Genomic DNA, 25,832 nt, shown 5'->3' on the forward strand with positions numbered 1-25,832 from the left:
TATCTTTGGTATTTATAATTCAAAAAGGAGTATTAACGGTCATCCTCTTCATCATCCATATCTTCATCAGTAGATAATGCCTCATCATCCTTTTCAGGAATTTCTACGATTGGCTCATTAAAATCTGAATCTTCATAGTCATCTTCATCAAAGCTGGCCATGGTATTTTCCAGGCGGGTACTAACCTTCACGAGGTAAATAGTATCTTCTGTGCGCACTTCTACGGCATCCACAGTTTCATTTTTAGCATTTTTAAAAGAAATTATTTGGTCATCATCATAGCCATCAGGATACTTTTCTACTAAAAGGCCAAGAATTTCAGGAGTTAATTTTTTGTAGTCTACAATTATCCTCTTCATAGGTAGAACGGTTTAAAAACGAGATTTTGAATAGTTATTCAGTTAGTGTTTTAAATGTAATATTTTAAAGATAAAAATCAAGGCCTTTGGTAAAATTCGAAAGCTTCATAAATAATTTCGTTTGGAACCAGACAGTCTATTTCCGGTTCTCCAATATCTTTAAGCAATACGAAATTTATTTTTCCGTGCTCATTTTTTTTATCGAATTTCATTAAATCTATAATCTTTTCCAGATCATTTTTGTCGAATTCAATTTTGCCGTAAATATCAAAAATTTTTGAAGATATCCTATTTAATTTTTCTACTGGAAAATCTTTTAATTTTTGGGATATAAAAGTGGCGAGTACCATTCCTGCCGCGACCGCTTCTCCATGTAGCAGTTTAGGTTTTGAGCTATGAGTAAGAAAAAAAGATTCAATAGCATGGCCAAGGGTATGGCCATAATTTAAAGTTTTTCTGATGTTTTTTTCATAGGGATCTTTGGTAACCACTTCAGATTTAATTTCTACCGATCTTTTAATAATTTCATCCAGATCGCTCAAATCCAGGGTCGCCAGGTCTGATACCTTCTCCCAGTAAGCTTCATCTTTAATTAGCCCGTGCTTCAAAACTTCAGCCAGGCCACTGCGCATCTCGTTCTTTGGAAGTGTTTCCAGGTAGGAGCTGTCAATTAACACCATTTCAGGATTACTTATTACCCCTATCTGATTTTTAAGGTTGCCCAAATCCACACCCGTTTTTCCGCCTACCGAGGCGTCAACCATAGAGAGTAGGGTAGTGGGCACATTTATATAAGCGATACCTCTTTTAAAAGTACAGGCTACAAAACCGCCAAGATCGGTTACAACCCCGCCACCAACATTAATAAGGAGGCTTTTCCTGTCGGCTCCTAATTCTGATAGCACATTCCATACTCCCTCGCAGGTTTCCAGGTTCTTGTGTTCCTCCCCGGCAGGAATTTCTATTATTTCGAAATCTGAAGCCTGCCCGATCCTGCTAAGGAACCTGGCTGCACAATTCTCATGTGTATTACTATCTACCAGAACAAAAACTTTGGAAGGCTTATTGTAGCTTAAGTAAGAATTGACCTTGTGGTAAGCTTCATTACTATAATATACTTCCCCATTTTTTGCCGGATTTGCCATAGTTCTTACGGTTTTTAAAGGCTCCGAAAATAAGGAGAATTATTATTTAATGAAATCAAACTTCAATATTTATATTTGCTGAATTAATAATACCCATGATAAGAAAAAAGATATTTAACGACACCGAAACCGCCTTTAAGCTTAAAACCGGATTAGAGCTGGACAGGGCAATTTTCCTGTTTAGTATGATGAACCGGCAAAAGTTGGTACAGGCAGGATCGGCTCTAACTAAATTTTCGCTTAAAATGCACCTTCCCGTAGAAGGTCTTATTAAAAAAACCATCTTTGAACAGTTCTGTGGAGGCGTCACTACAGAGGAATGCAAGCCTGTGATAGAGGAGATGCACAAGGAAAATTTACATAGTATCCTTGACTATTCTGTAGAAGGGAAGAAAACCGAAGCACAGTTTGATGCTGCCCTGGAAAAGAAATTGTCTTTAATAAAATTTGCTGATAAAAAGAGCGAACTGCCTTTTTCTGTTTTTAAACCTACGGGCATTGGCCGTTTTGAAATCTGGGAAAAAGTAACTGAACGAATTACCCTTAGCCCGGAAGAAAAAGAAGAATGGGAACGGGTAAAGGAGCGTGTTAATAAACTTTGCAAGGCTGCTTACGAGCATGACGTAAGATTATATGCCGATGGGGAAGAGAGCTGGATGCAGGGAGCAGCTGATGAGCTTATGGAGGAAATGATGCGCAAATACAACAAGGAAAAAGCGCTTATTTTTAATACCCTGCAATGTTACCGCTGGGATCGACTGGATTACCTGAAAGAATTACACGAAAGGGCAAAAAAAGACGGTTTTAAAATAGGGGCAAAAATTGTTCGTGGCGCTTATATGGAAAAGGAAAATGCCCGGGCAAAGAAGTTGGGTTACCATACTCCAATTTGTGAAAGTAAAGAGGCCACAGATGTTAATTTTAATAGTGTTATGTCTTACTGCCTGAATAACCTGGAAGATATTTCCGTTTTTATAGGCACACATAATGAAGTGAGTAATTACCTTGCCCTTCAAATTATGGAAGATAAAGGAATATCTATTGATGACCAGCGCATTTGGTTTAGCCAGTTGTTTGGGATGAGTGACCACATAAGTTATAACTTGGCGAGAAAAGGTTACAACGCGGCCAAACTTGTACCCTTTGGACCGGTGAGAGATGTGGTACCTTATCTGTTAAGGCGGGCCCGGGAAAATACTTCTGTAAAAGGGCAAACGGGAAGAGAGCTTTCCCTGTTAATGGAAGAAAGGAAGAGAAGGAGTGGCGAGCCAAATAAGGCGCACCGACAGTAATTTTCTAACAACTTAAAAGGAGGAATATTAAAAATGTTCCTCCTTTTTTTGTTTTGTTTTTCTGAAAAATTATTCTTCAGATGATTCTTCCATGGTATGATACACGTTTTGTACATCATCATCTTCTTCAAGCCTTTCCAGTAATTTTTCTACATCTTCAGCCTCTTCAGGAGAAAGTTTTTTGGTTACCTGCGGAATTCTCTCGAATCCTGAAGAAATAATTTCAATATTCCTGTTTTCAAGTTCTTTTTGAATACTGCCAAAGTTCTCAAAAGGAGCATAGATATGGATACCGTCTTCATCTTCAAAAACTTCTTCAGTCCCAAAATCAATAAGTTCCAGTTCCAGTTCTTCAGCGTCCAGGCCTTCCCCGTTAATCCTGAAATTACAGGTATGGTCAAACATAAATTCAACTGAGCCAGAGGTGCCAAGATTGCCATCGCATTTATTAAAATGTGAGCGTACATTGGCTACTGTCCTGTTGTTATTGTCGGTGGCGGTTTCTATCAAAACGGCAATTCCATGAGGGGCATAGCCTTCAAAAAGAACAATTTTGTAATCTCCCTGGCTTTTATCTGAAGCCCGTTTAATTGCCCGTTCAATATTGTCTTTAGGCATATTAACGCTCTTGGCGTTCTGTATTACCGCCCGCAGTTTAGCATTACTATCAGGGTCTGGTCCCCCTTCTTTTACTGCCATTACAATATCTTTCCCTATACGGGTGAAAGCTTTGGCCATTGCAGACCAGCGTTTCATCTTTCTTGCTTTTCTAAATTCGAATGCTCTTCCCATTGTATAAAAATAAAATCTGGGCAAAAATATAAAAAAAGCTTCTAACCACTTTTATGATTAGAAGCTTCGTTTCAATTCTTATTTTTAAAACGCGCTATTTTACCCGGCTTCCACAATTTCTTCAATGGCACGGGCAAGCTTAAAATCTTTTTCGGTTACCCCGCCGGCCTCATGGGTGGAAAGGGAAATCTCAAGTTCATTATATACATTTGCCCAATTAGGATGGTGCTGCTGGGCTTCAGCCTCAAAAGCAATCCGCGTCATTACAGTAAATGCATCTTTAAAATTCGCAAACTGAAAGGAGGTGTGGATAGCATTTTTTGCGTATTCCCAGCCTTCAAGATTTTCCAGGTTCTTATTAATAGCTTCTTCGCTTAATTTTTCCATGGTTGTTGATTTAAGGATTGAAGTTAAGGAACTCAATCTTGAAAGAAAATTATTGAAAATCAGTTTAATAAAAGATTAACAGCTATAATTCCCGGCATCCTTTTATTACATCCTGTATCGAAATCTGAAGGTTTCCCGGTAGCAAATTGTCTTTTGGAAGAACGGCAAGAAAACGGTCGAAGTTAGAATCATACACATTTTTAAAAAGCGGATTGTGGATGCCCAGCTCTTCGCAAAGGTCTTTAATAAAATCCCGTTGATGTACCAGGTCTGTACTCCCCAGATGAAAAACACCCTCTCTTTTCCTATTAATAATATAATGGATTTGCTGCGTCACCTTTTGAATCTCGGTCACATTTACCACCACATTTGGAAAAACTTCAACTGCTTCTCCCAAATCAATAAGGGTTTTTAACTCTTTAACCCTTGGAGAATTGTGGCCAAAAACCATAGGCAACCGCAAAATATTATACTTGTGGTTTGGTAAACGCAACAGGGCATTCTCAATCTTTATTTTAAACCTCCCGTAAATACTTTGGGACAGGGTTTTATCATATTCATAAGAAGGATAATTGGTAAAGGCATCAAAAACATTGGCAGAAGATATAAACATGAGTTTACAATCACTGCGCATCACATACTCCATCGCATAAAAATGAGCGGCTACCTGCGCATCAAAATTTCCGCGAACAGCTGAAATAATAATGCTTGGCTTAAGGTTCTCCAGCAAAACACTGATATTTTCAGTTTCCATATCGTACTGAAAAAACTGCTGGTTTTTACTGTAGGTTTCACTTTCTGAATAATAAGTGCCGTATGTATCAAAAAAAGAGCGTAATTCCCTGTACAGGGCATTGCCTATAAAGCCGCTAGCTCCTAAAATCAGTATTTTTTCCAAAAATTATCCTTTATAAAAGGGCAGCTTCACCTGTGTGGCAGGAACGGCTTTTTTTCTTATCTGGATATTTATTTTCTTACCAACGCCTGCAAACTCAGCAGGAACATATCCAAGCCCGATCCCTTTTTCCAGGGATGGTGACATGGTGCCCGATGTAACGATGCCAATAACAGTGCCATTTTCATCAATTACATCATAACCCTGGCGGGGAATACCTCTTTCATCCAGTTCAAAAGCAATCAATTTACGGGCAGGCCCTTCTTCCTTTTCCTTCTTAAGTGCTTCAGAATTAATAAATTCTTTACTGAATTTTGTGATCCAGCCAAGATTCGCCTCTATTGGCGAAGTTTTTTCGTCTATATCATTTCCATACAGGCAATAGCCCATTTCCAGCCTTAACGTATCACGTGCGGCAAGGCCTATGGGTTTTATGCCAAATTTCGCCCCGGCTTCCATGACTTTATCCCAGATTTGCTCCGCATCTTCATTTCTAAAATAGATCTCAAACCCACCGCTGCCGGTATATCCCGTAGCTGAAATAATAACTTTATCCACACCTGCAAATTCGGCGACTTCAAAGGTGTAAAATTTCATGTTTTCAAGATCAACTTCTGTTAAAGCCTGCATAGCCTCAGCAGCTTTTGGTCCCTGTATAGCAAGAAGAGACATTTCATCTGAGATATCCTTCATGGTGGCATCCATAGAATTGTGCTGCGAAATCCAGTTCCAGTCTTTTTCAATATTGGCGGCATTCACCACCAAAAGATATTTTTCCGCATTAATCCGGTATATAATAAGGTCATCCACAATTCCACCGGTTTCATTAGGCATACAGGTATATTGCGCCTTTCCGTCAAAAAGTTTGGAAGCATCGTTAGACGATATTTTCTGGATAAGATCCAGCGCTTTTTCTCCGGAAATTAGAAATTCCCCCATATGGGATACATCAAAAACACCTAGTTTCTCCCTCACATTTTGATGTTCGATGTTTACTCCTTCGTAAGACACCGGCATGTTGTAACCTGCGAAAGGAACAATTTTGGCATTTAGGGCTTTGTGTTTCTCAATAAGAGCAATTTCTTTCATTTCTTTTAAAATTTGCGCAAATTTATTGAATTCGCTTAGAATACAATGTTTAATTCCCCTTTTTCTGCGGAAAGCCTTAAACATATTCACTTTATAGATGTTAGAATGAAATTAAGAAAACTGCAGTGTGTATTGCTTAATTTTGTGCAACTGAAATAGTAATCTTATGAAAATATTCTCTGCATCTCAACTGAAGCAAGCTGACGAAATAACAATCAAAAATCAAAACATTACCTCTGAAGAACTCATGGAAAGGGCAGCTACTCAGGTTTTCGAGGAAATCCACCGCAGGTTACAGGGCGCACAATTGCCTGTAAAGATTTTCTGCGGAATTGGGAACAATGGTGGTGATGGCCTTGTAGTTGGGCGTATGCTTCTAGAACATGGGTACCAGGTAAAAGTTTTCGTGGTAAATTATTCCGATAAAAGATCTCAGGACTTTCTTGCCAATTATGATAAAATAAAAGAAGTAAGCAATAACTGGCCGGAATTAATCAAAAAAGAAGAAGATTTCCCTGAAATAAACAGGGGTGATTTCGTTATTGATGCCATGTTCGGGATTGGCCTGAACCGCCCAATAGAAGGATGGGTAGGGAAGCTGGTAGAACATATTAATAATTCCCGTGCTTTTGTGCTTGCCATAGACATGCCTTCAGGATTGTTTTCTGATAAGATTCCGGCTAAAGAGGATGCGGTTATTAATGCAAATTTTACCCTTACCTTCCAGACTCCTAAACTGGTATTTTTCCTGCCACAAACAATGGACTATGTTGGAGATATTCAGGTTTTGGATATAGGATTAGATCGGGATTTCTTAGCTGAAACTGACACAGCTCTTGAGCTGACAGGCAAGGCTGAAGCCAGGGAATTATACAAACCCAGGAAAAAGAATTCCCACAAAGGCAATTATGGGCATACGCTTACAGTAGGGGGAAGCTATGGTAAAATTGGCAGTATTTTACTCACTACCACCGCGGCTTTACGTACAGGAGCCGGGTTATGTACTGTTTTTGTTCCAAAATGCGGGTATGAAATCATTCAGACAGGCCTGCCCGAAGCTATGGTAATTACAGATGAAAATTTTGAAATGCTTACCGCTATTAAGACCGATCTTGATGCTGATGTGGTATGCTTCGGAATGGGAGCAGGTAGGAGCGAGGAAACCGTTGGAGCCTTTAAAGAGCTTTTAAAAAAGACAAAAAAGCCCATGCTTATTGATGCTGATGGCATAAATATTCTTTCTGAAAATAAGGATTTGCTGCAGCTGGTTCCGGAAAATTCCATACTAACGCCACATCCAAAGGAATTGCAGAGACTAATAGGGAAGTGGCAGGACGATTTTGAGAAGATGGAAATGGTACAGCGTTTTTGCCTGGAAAAAAAGCTTATCGTGGTTCTAAAGGGCGCCTATACTTTTATTTTTGACGGAACGAAAATTTCCATAAATACTACAGGAAATCCTGGCATGGCCACAGCGGGAAGCGGAGATGTTCTTTCGGGGGTAATAGCTGCCATGCTCTCCCAAAAATATAAACCTTTTGCTGCTGCGCGTTTGGGAGTGTATCTGCATGGAAAAGCAGGAGATTTATATGCAGAGGAAAATTCTTATGAAGCATTAATTTCCGGAGACATCGCAGAAAATATGGGACGGGCCTACCTTGATCTTTTTAAAGAAGAGAATGGTAAAGATTGAATTTTCATAAATAAAGCCTGTTGTTTCTGATGATATCGGAATTATTAGCGGAGTTATTTGGAATCTATAAATGGAAATCGGAATTTTGCCCACCGCAATAAATTTTGATGACCTCCATGGATAACATTCACTACATCACTTCCGCAGTATTAGACCTGGAACAGATACAGGAGATTATTGAGCAGAAAAAGACCCTTGAGCTTAGTGAGGAGGCAAGATTGAATATTCAGAAATCGAGGGAATATTTAGATCAAAAAATCACAGAAAGCACCGCACCGGTATATGGTATAAATACAGGTTTTGGGGCGCTGTGTAATGTAAAAATTTCTTCTGAAAAGCTAACGGAGCTTCAGGAAAACCTGGTAAGGTCCCATGCCTGTGGTACCGGCGATAAGGTTTCTAAGCCGGTTATACGATTAATGCTCCTGCTAAAAATACAATCCCTTAGTTATGGGAATTCGGGAGTTTCTTTAGGAACGGTCAAGAGATTGATCGCTCTTTTTAATGAAGATATCCTGCCAGTTATTTATGAACAGGGATCTTTAGGTGCTTCAGGAGACCTGGCGCCACTCGCGCATCTTGCACTTCCGCTAATTGGAGATGGAGAAGTATATTATGAAGGTGAGATTATTAGTGGTGCAAAAATTCTTGGTAAAATGGGATGGGAGCCGGTAAAACTACAATCCAAAGAAGGTTTGGCGCTTTTAAACGGTACCCAGTTTATGAATGCCCATGCGGTCTATGCTTTATTAAAATCCTATAAATTATCTTACCTGGCAGATTTAATAAGTGCTGCCTCCATAGACGCATTTGACTGTAACCTTTCTCCTTTTGATGAGCTGGTGCAAATGGTACGGCCACACCGTGGGCAGGTAAAGACTGCAGATAGAATAAGAGGTTTCTTAAATGGTAGTGAAATTGCCTTACAGGAAAAAGAAAATGTCCAGGATCCCTATTCTTTTAGATGTATTCCACAGGTACATGGAGCTACAAAAGACACGCTTTCTTTTGTGCGGAAAACGGTGAAGACTGAAATAAATTCAGTTACCGATAATCCTAATATTTTTATTGATGCCGACAAGATCATTTCCGGGGGAAATTTTCATGGCCAGCCTTTGGCACTTGCGTTAGATTATTTGAGCATCGCAATGGCAGAGCTTGCCAACATTTCCGAAAGAAGGATTTATCAGCTGGTTTCAGGATTGCGAGGTTTGCCCACCTTTCTTGTGGAGAATCCGGGCTTGAACAGCGGTTTTATGATTCCGCAGTACACGGCAGCAAGTATCGTGAGTCAAAATAAACAACTGGCTGTCCCTGCTTCTGTAGATTCTATTGTTTCTTCAAACGGGCAGGAAGATCACGTGAGTATGGGCGCAAACAGCGCAACCAAAAATCTCAGGATTATCGAAAACGTGAATACTATACTGGCAATTGAATTATTTAATGCTTCACAAGCCATGCATTTTCGTGAGCCGGCTAAAACATCAGCAATTATCAGCAGATTAATTCAGGATTTTCGGAAAGAAGTTCCGGTATTGACAGAGGATGTCACTATGGCTCCTCATATAAGAAAAGCAAAGAATTTTATTGAAAAACTAAAAATAGAAGATAACTACCTTGAAGCTTAAAATTTCGGCTTCATCCATACCAAAGCTTCTTCCAGGGTATCAAAGACTTCAAAAGCCCCGGGATTTTTGTAGAATTTCTGTTCTACCTGTCTTGCATTCAGCTTTACAAGTTCATTATTGCTTACCACGGCAATGGCTATAAGATTGGCAGCCCGTGAAGATTCCATATAAACCAAGGGATCTACAGCATACGAATTTGTACGGTAAGAAACATAGCCGTAGGGCCTGCCTTCAAATATATCCCGCCCTAATTCCAGGAGTTTACGATTATTTTCAACGCTGAATAGGATACCTTCCTTTAGTTCTGCGATCAATACATTTTCATGTATAAAAATTGAGCCGAAATCTAGCTCAAGGTTCTTTTTTATCATTAAGAAAAATTTATAAACCCGGAAGTTTAAACGTGTGGGGAAACACGTATAAAAGTAAGAAAGCCGCCTGAATTAACAAGCGGCTTTTTAAAAATTTAGGATTCTGTTTCCTTGACCGTTTTCTCAACGTCTATAGTGAGTTCATTCTTCTCTTCATCCAGATCCATGAAAATGGTATCTCCCTCATTAATTTGGGAGGTGATTATTTCCTCGGCCAGCGCATCCTCAATATATTTCTGGATAGCCCTGTTTAATGGCCTGGCTCCATATTGCTTATCAAAACCTTTATCTGCAATAAAGTCTTTCGCTTTGTCGCTAAGGGTAAGATTATAACCTAAACTTCCAATCCTGCCATACAACTTGGAAAGTTCGATATCTATAATTTTATGGATATCTTCTCTTTCCAGTGAATTAAAGATCACCACATCGTCAATACGGTTAAGGAATTCCGGAGCAAAGGCTTTTTTCAAAGCACCTTCAATCACGCCACGCGTATTTTCATCTACCTGGGCTTTCATGGCAGCGGTTCCAAATCCAACACCCTGTCCAAAATCTTTCAGTTTTCTAGCTCCAATGTTGGAGGTCATTATAATAATAGTATTTCTAAAATCTATCTTACGACCTAAACTATCGGTTAGATAACCGTCATCCAATACCTGAAGCAACATATTAAAGACATCCGGATGGGCTTTTTCCACCTCGTCCAGCAGAATCACTGCGTAAGGTTTACGCCTTACTTTTTCAGTAAGCTGGCCACCTTCTTCATAACCAACATATCCCGGAGGTGCACCAATTAACCTGGAAACGGCGAATTTTTCCATATATTCACTCATATCTATTCTTATGAGTGTGTCTTCATTATCAAACAATTCACGCGCAAGAACTTTGGCCAACTGGGTTTTACCAACCCCTGTCTGCCCAAGGAATATAAAGGAACCAATGGGCTTATTTGGATCTTTTAATCCTGCACGGTTCCGCTGTATCGCTTTAACAACTTTCGCAACGGCATCATCCTGGCCAATTACTTTACCTTTAATTTTCTTAGGTAATTCTACCAGCTTGTTACTTTCTGTCTGGGCAATCCTGTTTACAGGAACACCTGTCATCATCGAAACTACATCGGCAACGCTGTCTTCGCTTACAGTCTCTTTGTGTTTTTTAGATTCCTCTTCCCAACGTTCTTGAGCAAGATTTAGTTCTTTTTCAAGGTTCTTCTCATCATCCCGAAGTTTTGCGGCTTCTTCATATTTCTGCTTTTTAACCACAGAATTTTTGTTTTCCCTTACTTCTTCCAATCTGCGCTCCAAATCAAGGATTTGTTTAGGAACATCAATATTGGTAATGTGTACACGGGAACCTGCTTCATCCAGGGCATCAATGGCTTTATCCGGAAGGAACCTGTCGGTCATATACCTGTTGGTAAGTTTTACACAAGCTTCAATAGCTTCGTCTGTATATACCACGTTATGATGCTCCTCGTACTTGTCCTTAATATTATTAAGGATTTCAATAGTCTCCTCTACAGATGTTGGCTCAACAATTACTTTTTGGAACCTTCTTTCCAGGGCTCCATCCTTTTCAATATACTGCCTGTATTCGTCCAGGGTGGTGGCACCAATACATTGTATTTCCCCTCTTGCAAGAGCAGGTTTAAACATATTACTGGCATCCAGGCTACCTGTGGCTCCACCGGCGCCCACTATAGTGTGAATTTCGTCTATAAAGAGAATAATATCGTCGTTTTTCTCCAGCTCGTTCATTACAGCTTTCATGCGTTCTTCAAACTGGCCACGATATTTTGTTCCTGCAACTAAACTTGCTAAATCCAGCGTTACCACGCGCTTGTCAAAAAGAATACGTGACACCTTTCTTTTTACAATTCTCAGGGCCAGGCCTTCAGCAATGGCAGATTTACCTACGCCTGGTTCTCCAATAAGTAGAGGGTTGTTCTTTTTACGCCTGCTCAATATCTGGGAAACACGCTCAATTTCTTTCTCTCTTCCCACAACAGGATCAAGCTTATCTGCTTCTGCCATTGCGGTAAGGTCTCTACCAAAGTTGTCAAGAACCGGAGTTTTTGACTTTTTGGAAGTTTTTCCAGGGCCGCTTCCTCCACCGCCGCTAAACGGATTATCCTTTGTAGCATCATCGGTATCCCCTTCATCAGAAAATGACTCGGCAGCAGGGCTGTCGCTAAAGTCATTCTCATCATTTGCGATCATATATTTAAATTGATCTTTAACCCCGTCATAATCTATTTTCAGCTTATTCAGGAGTTTTGTTGTAGGGTCATTCTCATTTCTTAAAATGCACAAAAGCAGGTGAGCGGTATTAATAGAAGTACTCTGGAAAAGCTTAGCTTCCAGAAAAGTAGTTTTAAGGGCTCTTTCGGCCTGCCTGGTAAGGTGCAGGTTTTTCTTTTCATTGGAAACCGATGCTGAACCCGGTGTAGCCGGGCTTAGAATCTCCACCTTTCTTCTAAGGTGACCAAGATCAATTTCCATTGCATTTAAAATATTTATAGCTTTGCCATCTCCATCGCGCAACAATCCAAGCATTAGATGTTCCGTACCGATAAAATCGTGGCCCAGCCGTAATGCTTCTTCCTTGCTATAAGAAATTACATCTTTTACTCTAGGTGAAAAATTATCATCCATGTTATTTTCCTTTCTCTCATTAATTAACTAATCTATGAAGTTCAAAAACTGTACCTAAGATCAGTCGTAAGCTAATTGACAAAATTACTTCCAATAATCAAAACTCAAAGTAGTGAACTTATCAACGAAAGTACACTAAAAATTTGTTAATAAAAAACAGCATAGCATGCGCCAGAGCGGCATAAAACATGGTAAAATTCCGTACATTGGCACGTTAGATTTTAGAACTAAATTAAACTTTTTAATATGGCTGAAGGAGAAGAATTAATTCCTATCAACATTGAAGATGAAATGAAGTCGGCCTACATTGATTATTCAATGTCGGTCATTGTGTCACGTGCGCTTCCCGATGTGCGTGATGGTTTAAAGCCGGTACACCGCAGGGTGTTGTACGGGATGTATGAACTGGGAGTCCTCTCCAACAGGGCATATAAGAAATCTGCAAGAATTGTAGGGGAGGTATTGGGTAAATATCACCCTCACGGCGATTCCTCTGTTTATGATACCATGGTGCGAATGGCGCAGGAATGGAGTATGCGCTATATGCTGGTGGACGGCCAGGGTAACTTTGGATCTGTAGATGGAGACAGTCCTGCGGCAATGCGGTATACTGAAGCGCGTATGCGTAAAATTAGCGAAGATATGCTGGCAGATATCGATAAAGAAACTGTTGATACCCAGCTTAATTTTGACGATTCGTTAAATGAACCTGTAGTGCTGCCCACCAGGATCCCAAACCTTTTGGTAAACGGAGCCAGTGGTATTGCTGTAGGTATGGCTACCAATATGGCGCCTCATAACCTGGCCGAAGTAATAGATGGAACCGTTGCGTACATCGATAACCACGATATTGAAGTAGATGAACTCATGGAGCACATTAAAGCTCCTGATTTTCCTACCGGTGGAATTATTTACGGATATGATGGCGTGAGAGAGGCTTTTAAAACCGGCCGTGGGCGTATTGTTATGCGAGCAAAATCAAGCCTGGAAGAGGTAAACGGAAGGGAAAGTATCGTAGTGACCGAAATTCCATACCAGGTAAATAAGGCTGATATGATCAAAAAAACAGCCGATCTTATTAATGAAAAGAAAATTGAAGGTATAAGTCTGATTAGGGATGAATCTGACAGGAATGGGATGCGCATCGTTTATCAGCTAAAAAGAGATGCCATACCAAATATTGTTTTAAATACTCTTTTTAAACATACTGCTTTGCAATCTTCCTTCAGTGTAAACAATATCGCGCTGGTAAATGGAAGGCCGGAAATGCTTAATCTTAAGGATATAATTTATCATTTTGTAGAGCACCGTCATGAAGTGGTTGTCCGCAGAACGCGATACGAATTGCGTAAAGCTGAAGACAGGGCGCACATCCTTGAAGGATTGATTATTGCTTCAGATAATATAGATGAAGTAATTGCGCTTATAAGAGCTTCCGGTAACGCTGAAGAAGCCAGGGAAAAACTGATGGAACGTTTTGAACTCACTGAAATCCAGGCACGAGCGATTGTGGAAATGCGCTTAAGGCAATTAACCGGTCTGGAACAGGATAAACTACGTGCCGAGTATGAAGAAATATTAAAAACCATAGAAGACCTGAAGGACATTCTTGCAAGGAAAGAAAGAAGAATGCAGGTAATTAAGGACGAACTCCTGGAAGTAAAGGAAAAGTATGGAGACGAAAGACGCTCTACCATAGAATATGCAGGCGGGGACCTTAGCATTGAGGATATGATCCCTGATGAGCAGGTAATAATTACCATTTCCCACGCCGGGTATATTAAAAGGACTTCCCTTACCGAATATAAAACCCAGAACAGGGGAGGAGTGGGACAAAAAGGTTCCACCACCAGGAATGAAGATTTTCTCGAATATCTTTTCGCAGGAACAAATCACCAGTACATGCTGTTCTTCACCCAAAAAGGTAAATGTTTCTGGATGAGGGTTTATGAGATCCCTGAAGGAAGTAAAGCCTCTAAAGGAAGGGCGATACAGAACCTTATCAACATAGAGCCAGATGATAAAGTGAAAGCTTTTATTTGTACTCAGGACCTCAAAGATGAGGAATATGTCAACAATCATTATGTAATTATGGCCACTAAAAAAGGCCAGGTTAAAAAGACTTCACTAGAGCAATATTCAAGGCCAAGGGTTAATGGAATTAATGCGATTACTATTAAGGACGACGATGAATTGCTGGAAGCGAAACTTACCAATGGTGAAAGTCAGGTAATGCTGGCAGTTAAAAGTGGAAAAGCGATCCGGTTTGAAGAAGGTAAAACCAGGCCTATGGGAAGAAATGCTTCCGGGGTCCGTGGTATTACCTTAGCTGATAAAAACGACGAAGTGGTTGGAATGATTTCGGTTAACGATATGGAATCCAATATTCTCGTAGTTTCTGAAAATGGTTACGGAAAACGCTCCAGCCTTGAAGATTACCGCGTTACCAACAGGGGTGGTAAAGGTGTTAAAACTATATCGGTTACCGATAAAACAGGAGGCCTTGTGGCTATTAAGAATGTTTCAGATAAGGATGATCTTATGATCATCAATAAATCTGGAATAGCCATTAGAATGGGAGTGGCAGACCTTCGGGTAATGGGACGTGCTACGCAAGGTGTCAGGCTCATTAATCTTAAAGGAAAAGATTCTATTGCTGCCGTGGCAAAAGTGCTTCATGATGAGGACGATGTGGAGGCTATGGACGATGCTGAAACCCCGGATGCTACCAATATTAACAGCAATGGCACAACTATTGCTGACGATAGTGAAGAATAATTAAATAATTAAACCAAAATCAAATGAAAACGAATATTTTGACGCTGGCGTTGTCTTTTTTAGCTATGACGGCGTTCGCACAAAAGAGTGAAATCAAGGATGCGGAAGATGCCATTGAAGACGGTAATTACGCACAGGCAAAAACCCAGTTGAACAAAGCTGAGCAGCTTTTGTCTGAAGCGAATGACAAATGGACAGAAAGATTCTACCTGTATAAAGGTCAGGCTTATCTTGGTTCCGGTGAAAACGTTTCCCTCGAAGATTTAAAAACTGCCGCTGCGGCTTATCAAAAAGCTGCAGACATGGGTGCAGACGGGGCTGAAGACGGATTGATTGCAGTTAGAAATAGTTTAGTACAGGGTGCAATTGCCGATCAAAATGCGCAGGAATTTGAGAATGCCGCAGATAAATTATATACAAGTTATGAGCTTAGCGGAAAAACTGATACTATACATCTTTACTACGCGGCAAATAACGCTGTACAGGCAGGAGATTATGACACAGGCCTGGAATACCTGAATACCCTTAATGAGATTGGATATGACGGTTCTGGTACAGAATACTATGCTGTAAATACCGAAACTGGCGAAGAAGAATTAATGGGAAGCAAAGAACAGCAGGATTTAATGGTTAAAACCAATCAATACAAAGATCCTTCTGAAAGAAAGATTCCTTCTAAGAAAGGTGACATTACCAGCCTTATCGCCAGGATTTATGTAAGCCAGGAAAAATACGAGGAGGCTGAAGAAGCCATGGAAGCAGCTATTAGCGCAAACCCGGATGACCTTGAGTTAAAACAGGTACAGGCTAATATGTATTATAATATGGGGGATAAGGAGAAGTATAATGAAATCATGGAGCAGGTTGTAGAGCAGGCACCGGATAATGCTTCACTTTATTACAATCTTGGGGTAAACAGTGCAGATCTTGGCAATAATGATAAAGCCATGCAATACTACCAAAAAGCTATAGAACTGGATCCTGAAATGACCGATGCCAAATTGAACATGGTGGCTGTTATTTTGGGTAAAGAAAGAGAGATTATTGATGAAATGAATAATCTTGGAATGAGTAAGGAGGATAACAAACGATACGACGAATTGCAGGAGCAAAGGAATCAAATCTACAAGGATGCCATTCCATATCTTGAAGAGGTTATCGAGAATAAACCTTCTAATATAGAAGCTATCCGTACTGCTAAAAATATCTATACCCAGCTTGGGAATGAAGAAAAAGTAGCTGAAATGGATGCGATGTTAGAGAATCAACAACAATAGAATTATCCTGTTTAATAATACAAAAAATCCGCTGAAAATTTTCAGCGGATTTTTTTATATAATTTTTTTGATGACTCTTAACTGGTGAGTGTGCCTTTTTTGATCTACATTAAAAATTCCGGAATGGTCTATCCTGTCTATCCGCACCATCCCGTCTACATGAATAATATAATTGTCCTGCATCATGATTCCCACATGCTCAATTATCCCCTCGTTATTATCAAAAAAAGCAAGGTCCCCGGGTTCGCTTTCCTCTATAAAGCTTAAAGCCAGTCCCTGGGTAGCCTGTTCTGCCGGCGTTCTTTTAATTCTATGCCCGTTCAGTTTATAGACCATTTGTGTTAGTCCGGCCGCATCTATTCCTAAAGGAGACCTGCCACGCCAGCAATATGGACTATTAAGGTACAGTAGCGCGCTGTTTAAAAGTTCATTTTTCTTCTTCTTTCCTGAAGTCACTTCGCCATCAAACTTATGCTGAAAAAAATAAAGGGAATTTAATACAGCCCCCAGGGGAACAGCAACTAAATGTTTCTTTGCATCGGTTATATAACTGAAAAGATCAGCAGAAAGCTTTAGTTCTCCTTCTTCAAGATCATGATACTGTTCTTCGTCTATTTTAAGGAACTGTTTATTATCTATCCAGGCTTCAAGTTGATCGAAAGCAACACGAATTCTGCTCCACTTTCCCCGTTCCTCCAGAATTTTAAAATGTTCGCCGTACAATAACTGAGATACCATTTCACTTTGGTCTGAAGCCGAAAAGCGAATGGGGACGATGCTTAAATGGCAAATTCCGTATTGCATTCAGAAATGATTATCAGGTAAATTAAGAATTACGTTCAATAATCATTGCTGAAGCTCCACCGCCGCCATTACAGATGGCAGCAGCTCCAATTTTAGCATCGTTCTGTTCCAGTACATTAAGCAGGGTAATTACTATACGAACACCGCTACAGCCAAGTGGATGCCCTAGGGAAACCGAGCCTCCGTTCACATTAGTTTTTTCGTCGCTAAGTCCAAGAATTTTCATATTTGCTAAACCTACCACAGAAAAGGCTTCATTAAATTCGAAGAAATCAACATCATCCTGACTTATATTTGCTTTGGCCAGTGCCTTTGGCAATGCCTTGGCAGGAGAAGTGGTAAACCATTTTGGTTCCTGGGCAGCGTCTGCAAAACTCCTGATGGTGGCCAAAACTTTGAGTCCTAATTCTTCAGCTTTTTCACGGCTCATCAAAACCATTGCGCCGGCACCATCATTAATTGTAGAAGCATTCGCCGCGGTCACTGTTCCGTCTTTGCTAAAGGCAGGGCGAAGAGAGGCAATTTTCTCCATTCTTACATTTTTATACTCTTCATCTTCCTTTACAATAACCGGATCGCCTTTTCGCTGCGGAACTTCCACGGGGACAACTTCATTATCAAATTTCCCCTCTTTCCAGGCTTTCGCAGACCTTTGATAAGATTGCATGGCAAAAGCATCCTGATCTTCCCTGGAGAAATTATATTCTTTAGCACATAAATCGGCACAAACTCCCATTGCATTCTGGTCATAAGCGTCTACCAGTCCATCCCTTTGCATCCCGTCTTCCATTGCCGCAGGGCCAAATTTTTGTCCTTTCCTAAGATAAAGATAGTGAGGTATTAAACTCATATTTTCCATTCCGCCGGCAACAACTATAGAAGTATCCCCAAGCATAATCGATTGTGCAGCCTGCATTAAAGCTTTCATCCCGCTGGCACATACTTTATTTATCGTGGTACAGGGAACAGTGGCAGGAATACCGGCACCTAAAGCCGCCTGCCTTGCAGGAGCCTGTCCCACGCCTGCCTGTACTACATTCCCCATTAGGACTTCCTCTACAAGTTCTGGTTTCAGGTTTATTTTATCTAAAGCGCCTTTAATGGCTATGGATCCTAATTTAGTAGCAGGAACAGTGGAAAGGCTGCCTAAAAAACTTCCTATTGGAGTACGGGCAGCACTAACTATTACGACTTCTTTATTCATGATTTCTTTTATTGATTTCTTGCTCCTGCGAAGTTAAGGATTTTATAAGGAACTTAGCAATAGAGTATATTTCAGGGTGAATTTTATTACATTTGATCAATAGTTGAATCTACATGAGCAATTTCATAAATAACCTTTACAAGAACCAGGCGCTTTTTTATAAGGTTTTTTTATTCATATTATCTGCGGTTTTAATCGTTTACCTTCTTCCGAAGGGAGGAAAATTTAAATACGATATTCCTAAAAATAAACCCTGGCAATATGAAAATTTATACGCTCCGTTTGATTTTGCCATTTTAAAGACTGATGAAGAAATTGAGGAAGAAAGACAGGCGATAAAGAACAGCCTGATTCCTTACTATGAATATAACGAGGAGGTTGTAGAAAGGGTAAAAGCTGATGCGCTGCATGAAGTGCAAAGGACTTTTAGCGACAGTATTCTTGATTTGGCAGAGCGCCCCCTGAACAATTTTGTTGAAGAAACCATAGATAAGATTTACAGGAACGGGCTGTTGCAGGAAAGCAACAGGATGGGCCCGGAGCAATTGGTTTATCTGCGAAAAGGCAACGAAGCCTATGAAGTCACCTATAAAAAGATCCTGAAACAGGGCGATATCCGCAGCTTTTTGAGCAATGAAATAGATGAGGCTAATATTGGGTTTTTTAAGAACGAATTGCTTGAGGTATTTTTTAATTCCGTAGAACCTAATGTGGTCTACAATAATGACCTCACCCAGAAAGAACTGGAAAGCCGGCTGGACAATATCTCCTATACCCGTGGAATCATTGAGCAGGGGAGCCGGGTAATTGCCAAAGGGGAAGTTGTTGATAATGCCAAATATAATATCCTGAGGTCCCTCAAACAGGAGTATGAATCGCAGGTTTGGAGCCAGGATAACCATAACTGGATCCTGGTGGGTTACAGCACGCTGGTAGCTTTGGCTTTGCTGATGTTACTGCTGTTTATCAGGAAGTACCGTTGGGAAATCTTCGAAAATAATGTAAAGGTTACCTTTATCTTCTTCAACATTATCTTTATGGTAATGCTCACCACTTTAGTGGTAAAATTCAATATAGATTATGTTTACGTGGTGCCGCTTTGTATCCTGCCACTCACTTTAAAGGCATTTTTTGATGCCCGGTTAGGGCTTTTTACCCATGTACTAACCGTGTTACTGTTAGGTTTTATAGTGCCAAATAGTTACGAATACATGTTCCTGCAAATTATTGCCGGAATTGTGACCATTCTCACCGTTTCTGAACTTTACAAACGGGCCAATCTTTTTATTTCTGTAGGACAGATTACCCTGGTGTATATTATTTCCTATTTTGCTTTTACTATTATCCAGGAAGGAAGTATTGCAGATGTTAAAGGGGAAGTTTTTCTTACTTTCCTGCTGGGCGGGCTGGCAACGCTTTTTGTACAGCCGCTGATTTATATCTACGAGAAAATCTTCGGAATGGTATCAGACATGTCCCTGCTGGAACTTTCAGATACTAATTCAAGACTGTTAAAAGAACTTGCTGAAAAAGCTCCGGGCACTTTTCACCATTCCCTTAATGTAGCCAATCTTGCAGAAGCTGCTGCCAACGAGATAAGTGCCAACGCCATGTTAGTGAGAGTAGGGGCGCTGTACCATGATATTGGTAAAATGCAGAACCCTACTTATTTTACTGAAAACCAAACCACTTCGGTAAATTCTCATGATGAGTTGTCCCCGCGGGAAAGTGCCGAGATTATAATTGAGCATGTAATAAGGGGAATTGAAACGGCCAAAAAGAATAACCTGCCAGACAGGGTTATTGATTTTATACGCACTCACCATGGTACCAGCACGGTTTATTATTTTCTTATGAAGGAAAAGGAAAACAGCAGTGAAGAGGTAGACCCAAATGATTTTCGTTATCCGGGGCCCATTCCTTTTAGTAAAGAGACGGCAATTTTAATGATGTGCGATAGTGTGGAAGCTGCCAGTAAAAGTTTGAAGGAACCAACTTCTACGCTTATAGACGAGTTTGTTGAAAAGATTATTAATAAGCAGATGAAGGAGGGGCAGTTTTTAAACTCCAATATTACCTTTAAGGAAATCCAACTCGTAAAAAAAATTCTCAAGCGTAAGCTTAAGAATATTTATCATCTACGAGTTGAATATCCTGAATGATCTTAATGCAAGGCAACTATTTTAAATTCTTTTCCGTTAAAGGTGTAGCTGTCTCCGGCTTTTTTGCCTTCCAAACCTTCATACACGGGCGCATCGGTGGAAATGGCAAAAACCGAGCTTCCATCTTCCATCTGTAGTTCTCCCAATGGCACTGAAACATAGTAGAGGTTTTGTTTGGTTTCCACTACGCTCCCAAAATCCACAGTCTCACTGTAATGTTCCAAATCCAGTCGGCTAAGGGTTTCTTTCATTTCCCGTGCATTATTCAGGTGATCGGCATTTTTTTCAAAATCTCCCAAAAGTTTTCCACGGTTATCTTCGTCGTAATCAGTCTTTACATCATTGGCGTCCATGGATTCCTTTATCATATCCATTTCTTCCTGATACTTTTCTATCTGCTCATTTACCACTTCCAGGGCTTTATAATAGATTTCTTTTTTATTGACTTTCATAGTTATTTTTGTTGATTTTCTTAAAATTAGGTATCACACATTTTCTGAAAGAACTTTTAGCAAAAGTTTAATATGCCGACAAAATTCCGTAGAAATTAAATAAGGTTTTATCCTTATAAACTATATTTATAAGTCTATAAACTTATAACAGCTAATTATTAGGATATAACCTAATATATATTATATTTGAGGTATGATAGCCGTGATTACTGCCGATCTCATTAATTCCTCCGGTTACAGCCAACAGCTGCTAACCCGGGTGATATCCGTCCTAAATGAGGAATTTGAAAAAATACAGGAAAAGGAAGGGGAAGAAAGGGCAAATTTCAGGATCTACAGGGGAGATAGCTTTCAGGGGGTAATTCAAAATCCTGAAAAGGCACTGCATCTAAGCTTAATTTTAAAAGCGGCAATAAATAAAATTTCCACCAGTCAAAGTTCTGGTAAGGCATTTTCGAAAGAAGCAGATTCAAAAATAGCAATAGGAATAGGGGAGTATGATTTTCTACGGGACTCTGTTGCGGAATCCAATGGGCAGGCATTTCAGTTTTCAGGACGTACTTTGGATGAGATGAAAAAATCCACAAGAACCATCATGCTAAAAACCCCAGATGAGAACATTAATGGAGAGTTTGACAGTAGTTTATTGCTCCTGGACACTTTTATTGAAAAATGGAGCACCGCTTCCGCAGAAGTGGTTTTCTATCTCCTGCATGGTTATAAAGAACAGGAAATAGCCGATAAGCTGGAAATCAGTCAATCTGCCGTAAACCAGAGAAAAAAAGCTGCCGGCTGGGACGCCATTTCTTCCCTGCTAAAAAGATATGAAAAAGTAATCTCAGAAAAATTCAATGTATGATGCCTTTGCTCGTTTTACTTCAACTCTTGCTGGCACATATCCTCACCGATTTTGTTTTTCAGCCAACCAAATGGGTACTGCATAAACGAAAATTTAAAGCGGCTTCCGGTTATCTCTATTTGCATTCCTTAATTGCTGGTATTCTAACATATATCCTGTTGCAGAATTGGAAGTTATGGTATATAGCTTTATTCATTTCTTTAACCCATTTTTTTATAGATTTCTGGAAATTGATTCATAAAAAAGATAATCTTCGAGTATTCCTTTTAGATCAATTCTTCCATCTTCTAATTATTTTGGCAGCATGGGTTTATTTAACCTATGGATTTGGGGAGATTATTCCATTTATAGGAAATTTCTTTTCTTCCACTGCCGTACTGGCTATAATCACAGGATACCTGCTGGTTATTTTTCCTGTAGGTTTCATTATAGGAAAAGCCACCCAACGCTGGCATAATGAACTTCTTGAAGATGGGAAAAGTGTAAGCCTGGAAGCGGCAGGGCGCTATATTGGAATTTTTGAAAGGATCCTGGTGCTTACTTTTATCCTGACCGGGAATTTTTCAGCAATAGGGTTTTTAATCGCCGCAAAGTCTATCCTGCGCTTCAGCGATAAATCTGAAGCCGGCGCTAGAAAACAAACGGAATACGTACTTATAGGAACCCTTATGAGTTTCGCTATAACTATTGTTTTGGGCCTGTTAATATACCATATCTCTTTCTAAAAGCTGGATATTATCCTGCAACCGCTCTTTCACAATATTCATCATCCGCTTATTCAGAGCAGAAGAATTTTTAATATAATCGGCATATTCCGAAAGTGTAAACTGCCCTATAATAATTCCTTTAAGGGAATTTCTGAATTTAATATCCTTCTGGATGGCATTCTCAATATATTTAAGACGTTTTTCCAGGCTTATCTCGTAAAAAGCATTCTTGTGTTTAGAGACATAATTACGGAAAACAGCAAGAAGCAATTCATTCTGAAGTTTGGCGACAGGTCTCAAAGTACGGTTTTGAAATTGCTCATCCAGGCTCATGCTCTCCGAAACTTTTGCTGAAGGAATTTCGGGTCTCAATTCGGTTAAATGAAGATCGCGTGCATTCATGGCGGGTAAAGTTTCTTAAATTTAAGCATTCCGCAGCATAAAAATCTTTTTCTCTGCCTTACTTGTAAACTACTTATAAACAAAAGCGGGAGCAAGTTAAAATCCTCTTAATCGCTCCCGCATGTCCTGCACTTCTTTTATATTTAGAAGAAACGAAATAAAAGAAGAAGAAAAATGATTATTTCAAAGAATCCATACAACGGCGAAGAAATTGAGAAATTTGAGGAATATACTAAAGAACAAATAGATAAAGCCCTGGATACGGCGAATTCAACCTTTAAAACCTGGAGTAAAACCCCTTTTGAGGAGCGGTCTAAACTAATGAAAGCTGCTGCGGAAGAGCTTAAAGACAATAAGGAGGAATACGCCAGGGACATTAGCCTGGAAATGGGAAAACCAATTAAACAATCTATTGCAGAAATAGAAAAGTGCGCATGGGTATGTGAGTATTATGCTGAAAATGCTGAAAAGCATCTTGCCGATGAGCAGATCGAGACCGAAGCGGCTAACAGTTATGTAAGTTATGAACCCTTAGGGGTTGTGCTAGCAGTGATGCCGTGGAATTTTCCATTCTGGCAGGTTTTTAGGTTCGCTGCCCCTGCTCTAATGGCTGGCAATATTGGAGTGCTGAAGCATGCCAGTAATGTGATGAGATCTGCAAATAATATCCAGAAAGTTTTTGAAAGGGCAGGATTTCCCAAGGGCTGCTTCCAAAATCTGGTAATTGGCAGTAAAAAAGTGGAAGATATTATTAAAGATAAAAGGGTGAAAGCGGTAACACTCACCGGTAGTAAACCTGCGGGAAGCGCCGTAGCTGCGGTTGCCGGAAAAAAAATTAAGAAGTCCGTGCTGGAACTTGGGGGCAGTAATGCCCTAGTAGTGTTCGAAGATGCCAATCTTGAAGAGGCTGTTAAAACCTGTGTACAGGCGCGTTACCAGAATACCGGGCAAAGTTGTATTGCCGGAAAACGATTACTACTTCATAAAAATATAAAGGATAATTTTTTGAAGCAGTTTATTGAAGAGGTAAAATCGCTCAAAAGCGGAGATCCTCTGGATGAAGAAACCTACATTGGAGTTCTGGCCAGGGAAGACCTCGCTGAAGACCTGGAAGACCAGGTTAAAAGATCTGTAGAACAGGGTGCAGAAATCCTGTTAGGAGGAAAGAGAGACAAGGCTTACTACGAGCCTACTGTAGTGGACAATGTAACCAAAGATATGCCCGTTTTTAAAGAGGAAACCTTTGGCCCTGCAATTTCGGTAACCACTTTTGAAGATGAAAAGGAAGCGGTGGAACTGGTAAACAGTTCTTCTTTTGGCCTGGGAGTTTCCATTTTTACAGAGAATTTTGATTTCGCAAAAAAACTTGTGCCTCAGTTTGATGATGGTGCTGTTTTTATCAATGAACTGGTTAAAAGTGACCCACGTCTTCCTTTTGGAGGTACCAAAGAATCTGGTTATGGCAGGGAACTTTCGGAGCACGGAATAAGGGAGTTTGTAAACAGAAAAACCGTATATTTCAATAAATATTAAAAGGTTTTAAATGAAATTCGGAAAAGTTGACAATCCGGAGATTATAAATTTCTCCCTTCCGGCCACTCATCAACAAACAAAAGAAGTTCTTTCAAATTATGAACCTGAAGATTTTAAAGATGTCAGGATTGGCTGTGCCAAGTGGAACAGGACAGATTTGAAGAATTTTTATCCCCGCGGCACTAAAGATGAGCTTGGTTACTATAGCACACGATTTAATTCCATCGAATTAAACGCTTCCTTTTACCGCATGTTTCCTGAAGCTCAATTTGAAAAATGGGCAGATAAGGCAGCAGGGGATTTCAAATTTTTCCCGAAAGTCCCCCGGCTCATCAGTCATCTTAAAAGGCTAAATGACTGTGAGACTTTGGTAGACGATTTTGTAACCAATATGTTACCGCTCAAAGACAAACTGGGTATGGTTTTTCTTCAGATGCCAGATAATTTTCAGCCAAAATTTATCGAAAGGCTGGAGCCTTTTTTTAAACACTGGCCAAAAGAAATTCCCCTGGCGGCGGAACTACGGCATACTGACTGGTATAATGATCCTTTGGTAGCCAGTGAATTAAATGACATCCTGAAAAAGCACAATATAACCAGTATTATTACAGATAGTGCAGGAAGAAGGGATTTGTTGCACATGCGGCTCACTACAGATACTGCTTTTATTCGCTACAATGGGGCCAACCACAAAAGTGACTATACCAGGCTTGATGACTGGCTGGAGAAAATAGAGGAGTGGTATAAAATGGGGTTAAAGAATGTCTATTTCTTCGTGCACCAAAATCTTGAAGAAGCCTCTCCTTTATTATCTGCATATTTCATTGAAAAGTTCAATGACAGGTTTAAAACTGATATTAAAATACCAAAAACTTTATAGAAATGGGAAAGCAGGATATAACAATAACAGTAGATAGCGTTGTTTTGTGTAACGTAAATAATCTTTTTAAGGTGTTGCTTGTAAAGAGAAAAAATGATCCTTTTAAGGAACAATGGGCACTACCCGGTGGTTTTATGGAAGATGGGGAGGAGCTGGAGGATGCAGCTAAAAGAGAGTTGAAAGAAGAAACAGGAGTTGATGTGAAATCTATGGAGCAAATAAAGGCTTTTGGTAAACCCGGAAGGGATCCTCGTGGAAGAATGATTTCTATTGCCTTTTTGAGCCGGATTTTTTGCGAAGAAGATTTAAAAGCAGGTGATGATGCCGGAGAGGCAAAATGGTTTGAATTGGATAAACTTCCTGAACTGGCTTTTGACCATGACGAAATTATTAAAGCTGCGCGCAGGCTTCTTTGATAAATTTTCTGAATATTAACCAGGAGATTTATCATGTCTGCCGGCTAATT

The 25,832-nt window shown here is 39.9% G+C and carries 23 protein-coding genes; 11 read left to right on the forward strand and 12 right to left on the reverse strand.

The genetic code is table 11. The features are described 5' to 3' along the window. Nucleotides 1–32 precede the first annotated feature (32 nt). Nucleotides 33–359 carry a hypothetical protein gene (locus RM553_RS02615; RefSeq protein WP_311533425.1) on the reverse strand — a complete coding sequence of 109 codons (327 nt, stop codon included), beginning with the start codon at nucleotides 357–359 and terminating at the stop codon, nucleotides 33–35. Nucleotides 360–436: 77 nt separating this feature from the next. After that, entirely contained in the window at nucleotides 437–1,504 is a 1,068-nt protein-coding gene (aroB, locus tag RM553_RS02620) for a 3-dehydroquinate synthase (protein WP_311533426.1), read from the reverse strand. A gap of 95 nt (nucleotides 1,505–1,599) precedes the next feature. Here aroB and RM553_RS02625 point away from each other — a divergent pair, with 95 nt between their 5' ends. After that, nucleotides 1,600–2,796: a proline dehydrogenase family protein gene (locus RM553_RS02625; RefSeq protein ID WP_311533427.1), complete on the forward strand. Its 1,197-nt coding sequence runs from the start codon at nucleotides 1,600–1,602 to the stop codon at nucleotides 2,794–2,796. A 69-nt stretch (nucleotides 2,797–2,865) separates the two neighbouring features. On the opposite strand, the gene RM553_RS02630 is transcribed toward RM553_RS02625, so the two are convergent. The 4 genes from RM553_RS02630 to gcvT form a co-directional block, all read right to left on the reverse strand. Then, nucleotides 2,866–3,588, reverse strand: a complete 723-nt coding sequence (locus RM553_RS02630; protein ID WP_311533428.1) for a YebC/PmpR family DNA-binding transcriptional regulator — start codon at nucleotides 3,586–3,588, stop codon at nucleotides 2,866–2,868. A gap of 99 nt (nucleotides 3,589–3,687) precedes the next feature. Further along, entirely contained in the window at nucleotides 3,688–3,975 is a 288-nt protein-coding gene (locus tag RM553_RS02635) for a 4a-hydroxytetrahydrobiopterin dehydratase (protein ID WP_311533429.1), read from the reverse strand. A gap of 82 nt (nucleotides 3,976–4,057) precedes the next feature. Then, nucleotides 4,058–4,873, reverse strand: coding sequence for a sugar nucleotide-binding protein (locus tag RM553_RS02640; protein WP_311533430.1), 816 nt, complete (start codon nucleotides 4,871–4,873; stop codon nucleotides 4,058–4,060). A gap of 3 nt (nucleotides 4,874–4,876) precedes the next feature. Beyond that, complete coding sequence (gene gcvT, locus RM553_RS02645) at nucleotides 4,877–5,959, reverse strand: glycine cleavage system aminomethyltransferase GcvT (RefSeq protein WP_311533431.1); 1,083 nt, start codon at nucleotides 5,957–5,959, stop codon at nucleotides 4,877–4,879. Between the two features lie 166 nt (nucleotides 5,960–6,125). On the opposite strand from gcvT, the gene RM553_RS02650 reads away from it, so the two are divergent. After that, nucleotides 6,126–7,652 (forward strand): NAD(P)H-hydrate dehydratase, encoded by a 1,527-nt coding sequence (locus RM553_RS02650; RefSeq protein ID WP_311533432.1) that lies wholly within the window; start codon nucleotides 6,126–6,128, stop codon nucleotides 7,650–7,652. A gap of 116 nt (nucleotides 7,653–7,768) precedes the next feature. Continuing rightward, entirely contained in the window at nucleotides 7,769–9,280 is a 1,512-nt protein-coding gene (gene hutH, locus RM553_RS02655) for a histidine ammonia-lyase (RefSeq protein ID WP_311533433.1), read from the forward strand. Here the strand turns inward: hutH and RM553_RS02660 are convergent. Both RM553_RS02660 and RM553_RS02665 read right to left on the reverse strand, forming a co-directional pair. Further along, nucleotides 9,277–9,651, reverse strand: coding sequence for a hypothetical protein (locus RM553_RS02660; protein ID WP_311533434.1), 375 nt, complete (start codon nucleotides 9,649–9,651; stop codon nucleotides 9,277–9,279). The genes hutH and RM553_RS02660 overlap by 4 nt on opposite strands. Before the next feature lie 95 nt (nucleotides 9,652–9,746). Continuing rightward, nucleotides 9,747–12,308: an ATP-dependent Clp protease ATP-binding subunit gene (locus tag RM553_RS02665; RefSeq protein WP_311533435.1), complete on the reverse strand. Its 2,562-nt coding sequence runs from the start codon at nucleotides 12,306–12,308 to the stop codon at nucleotides 9,747–9,749. A 246-nt stretch (nucleotides 12,309–12,554) separates the two neighbouring features. Here RM553_RS02665 and gyrA point away from each other — a divergent pair, with 246 nt between their 5' ends. Beyond that, complete coding sequence (gene gyrA, locus RM553_RS02670) at nucleotides 12,555–15,086, forward strand: DNA gyrase subunit A (RefSeq protein WP_311533436.1); 2,532 nt, start codon at nucleotides 12,555–12,557, stop codon at nucleotides 15,084–15,086. Nucleotides 15,087–15,109: 23 nt separating this feature from the next. After that, nucleotides 15,110–16,363 carry a tetratricopeptide repeat protein gene (locus tag RM553_RS02675; RefSeq protein WP_311533437.1) on the forward strand — a complete coding sequence of 418 codons (1,254 nt, stop codon included), beginning with the start codon at nucleotides 15,110–15,112 and terminating at the stop codon, nucleotides 16,361–16,363. 54 nt (nucleotides 16,364–16,417) lie between these two features. Here the strand turns inward: RM553_RS02675 and RM553_RS02680 are convergent, their stop codons facing one another. Further along, nucleotides 16,418–17,167, reverse strand: coding sequence for a C40 family peptidase (locus RM553_RS02680; protein ID WP_311533438.1), 750 nt, complete (start codon nucleotides 17,165–17,167; stop codon nucleotides 16,418–16,420). Nucleotides 17,168–17,189: 22 nt separating this feature from the next. Then, nucleotides 17,190–18,371 (reverse strand): acetyl-CoA C-acyltransferase, encoded by a 1,182-nt coding sequence (locus RM553_RS02685; protein WP_311533439.1) that lies wholly within the window; start codon nucleotides 18,369–18,371, stop codon nucleotides 17,190–17,192. Nucleotides 18,372–18,484: 113 nt separating this feature from the next. Between RM553_RS02685 and RM553_RS02690 the strand changes: the two genes are divergently transcribed. Next, nucleotides 18,485–20,533 carry an HD family phosphohydrolase gene (locus tag RM553_RS02690; protein ID WP_311533440.1) on the forward strand — a complete coding sequence of 683 codons (2,049 nt, stop codon included), beginning with the start codon at nucleotides 18,485–18,487 and terminating at the stop codon, nucleotides 20,531–20,533. Between the two features lie 2 nt (nucleotides 20,534–20,535). On the opposite strand, the gene RM553_RS02695 is transcribed toward RM553_RS02690, so the two are convergent. Next, a complete protein-coding gene (locus tag RM553_RS02695; protein ID WP_311533441.1) occupies nucleotides 20,536–20,985 on the reverse strand; it encodes a transcription elongation factor in 450 nt (149 codons plus the stop codon). Between the two features lie 193 nt (nucleotides 20,986–21,178). Here RM553_RS02695 and RM553_RS02700 point away from each other — a divergent pair, with 193 nt between their 5' ends. Further along, a complete protein-coding gene (locus tag RM553_RS02700) occupies nucleotides 21,179–21,844 on the forward strand; it encodes a hypothetical protein (protein ID WP_311533442.1) in 666 nt (221 codons plus the stop codon). Next, on the forward strand, nucleotides 21,841–22,569 hold the full coding sequence (locus RM553_RS02705) for a DUF3307 domain-containing protein (protein ID WP_311533443.1): 729 nt from the start codon (nucleotides 21,841–21,843) through the stop codon (nucleotides 22,567–22,569). Before RM553_RS02700 ends, RM553_RS02705 begins: the two co-directional genes overlap by 4 nt. Here the strand turns inward: RM553_RS02705 and RM553_RS02710 are convergent. Then, on the reverse strand, nucleotides 22,546–22,953 hold the full coding sequence (locus RM553_RS02710) for a glyoxalase (RefSeq protein ID WP_311533444.1): 408 nt from the start codon (nucleotides 22,951–22,953) through the stop codon (nucleotides 22,546–22,548). The two genes, RM553_RS02705 and RM553_RS02710, sit on opposite strands and share 24 nt — an antisense overlap. 174 nt (nucleotides 22,954–23,127) lie before the next feature. Between RM553_RS02710 and RM553_RS02715 the strand changes: the two genes are divergently transcribed. The 3 genes from RM553_RS02715 to RM553_RS02725 are packed head-to-tail and all read left to right on the forward strand — an operon-like array spanning nucleotide 23,128 to nucleotide 25,782. Then, on the forward strand, nucleotides 23,128–24,486 hold the full coding sequence (locus RM553_RS02715; RefSeq protein WP_311533445.1) for an NAD-dependent succinate-semialdehyde dehydrogenase: 1,359 nt from the start codon (nucleotides 23,128–23,130) through the stop codon (nucleotides 24,484–24,486). Nucleotides 24,487–24,496: 10 nt separating this feature from the next. Beyond that, nucleotides 24,497–25,366 (forward strand): DUF72 domain-containing protein, encoded by an 870-nt coding sequence (locus tag RM553_RS02720; protein ID WP_311533446.1) that lies wholly within the window; start codon nucleotides 24,497–24,499, stop codon nucleotides 25,364–25,366. A gap of 2 nt (nucleotides 25,367–25,368) precedes the next feature. Further along, complete coding sequence (locus RM553_RS02725) at nucleotides 25,369–25,782, forward strand: NUDIX domain-containing protein (RefSeq protein ID WP_311533447.1); 414 nt, start codon at nucleotides 25,369–25,371, stop codon at nucleotides 25,780–25,782. Nucleotides 25,783–25,832 lie beyond the last annotated feature (50 nt).

It is taken from the genome of Autumnicola tepida (assembly GCF_031846485.1).
GTDB lineage: Bacteria > Bacteroidota > Bacteroidia > Flavobacteriales > Flavobacteriaceae > Autumnicola > Autumnicola tepida.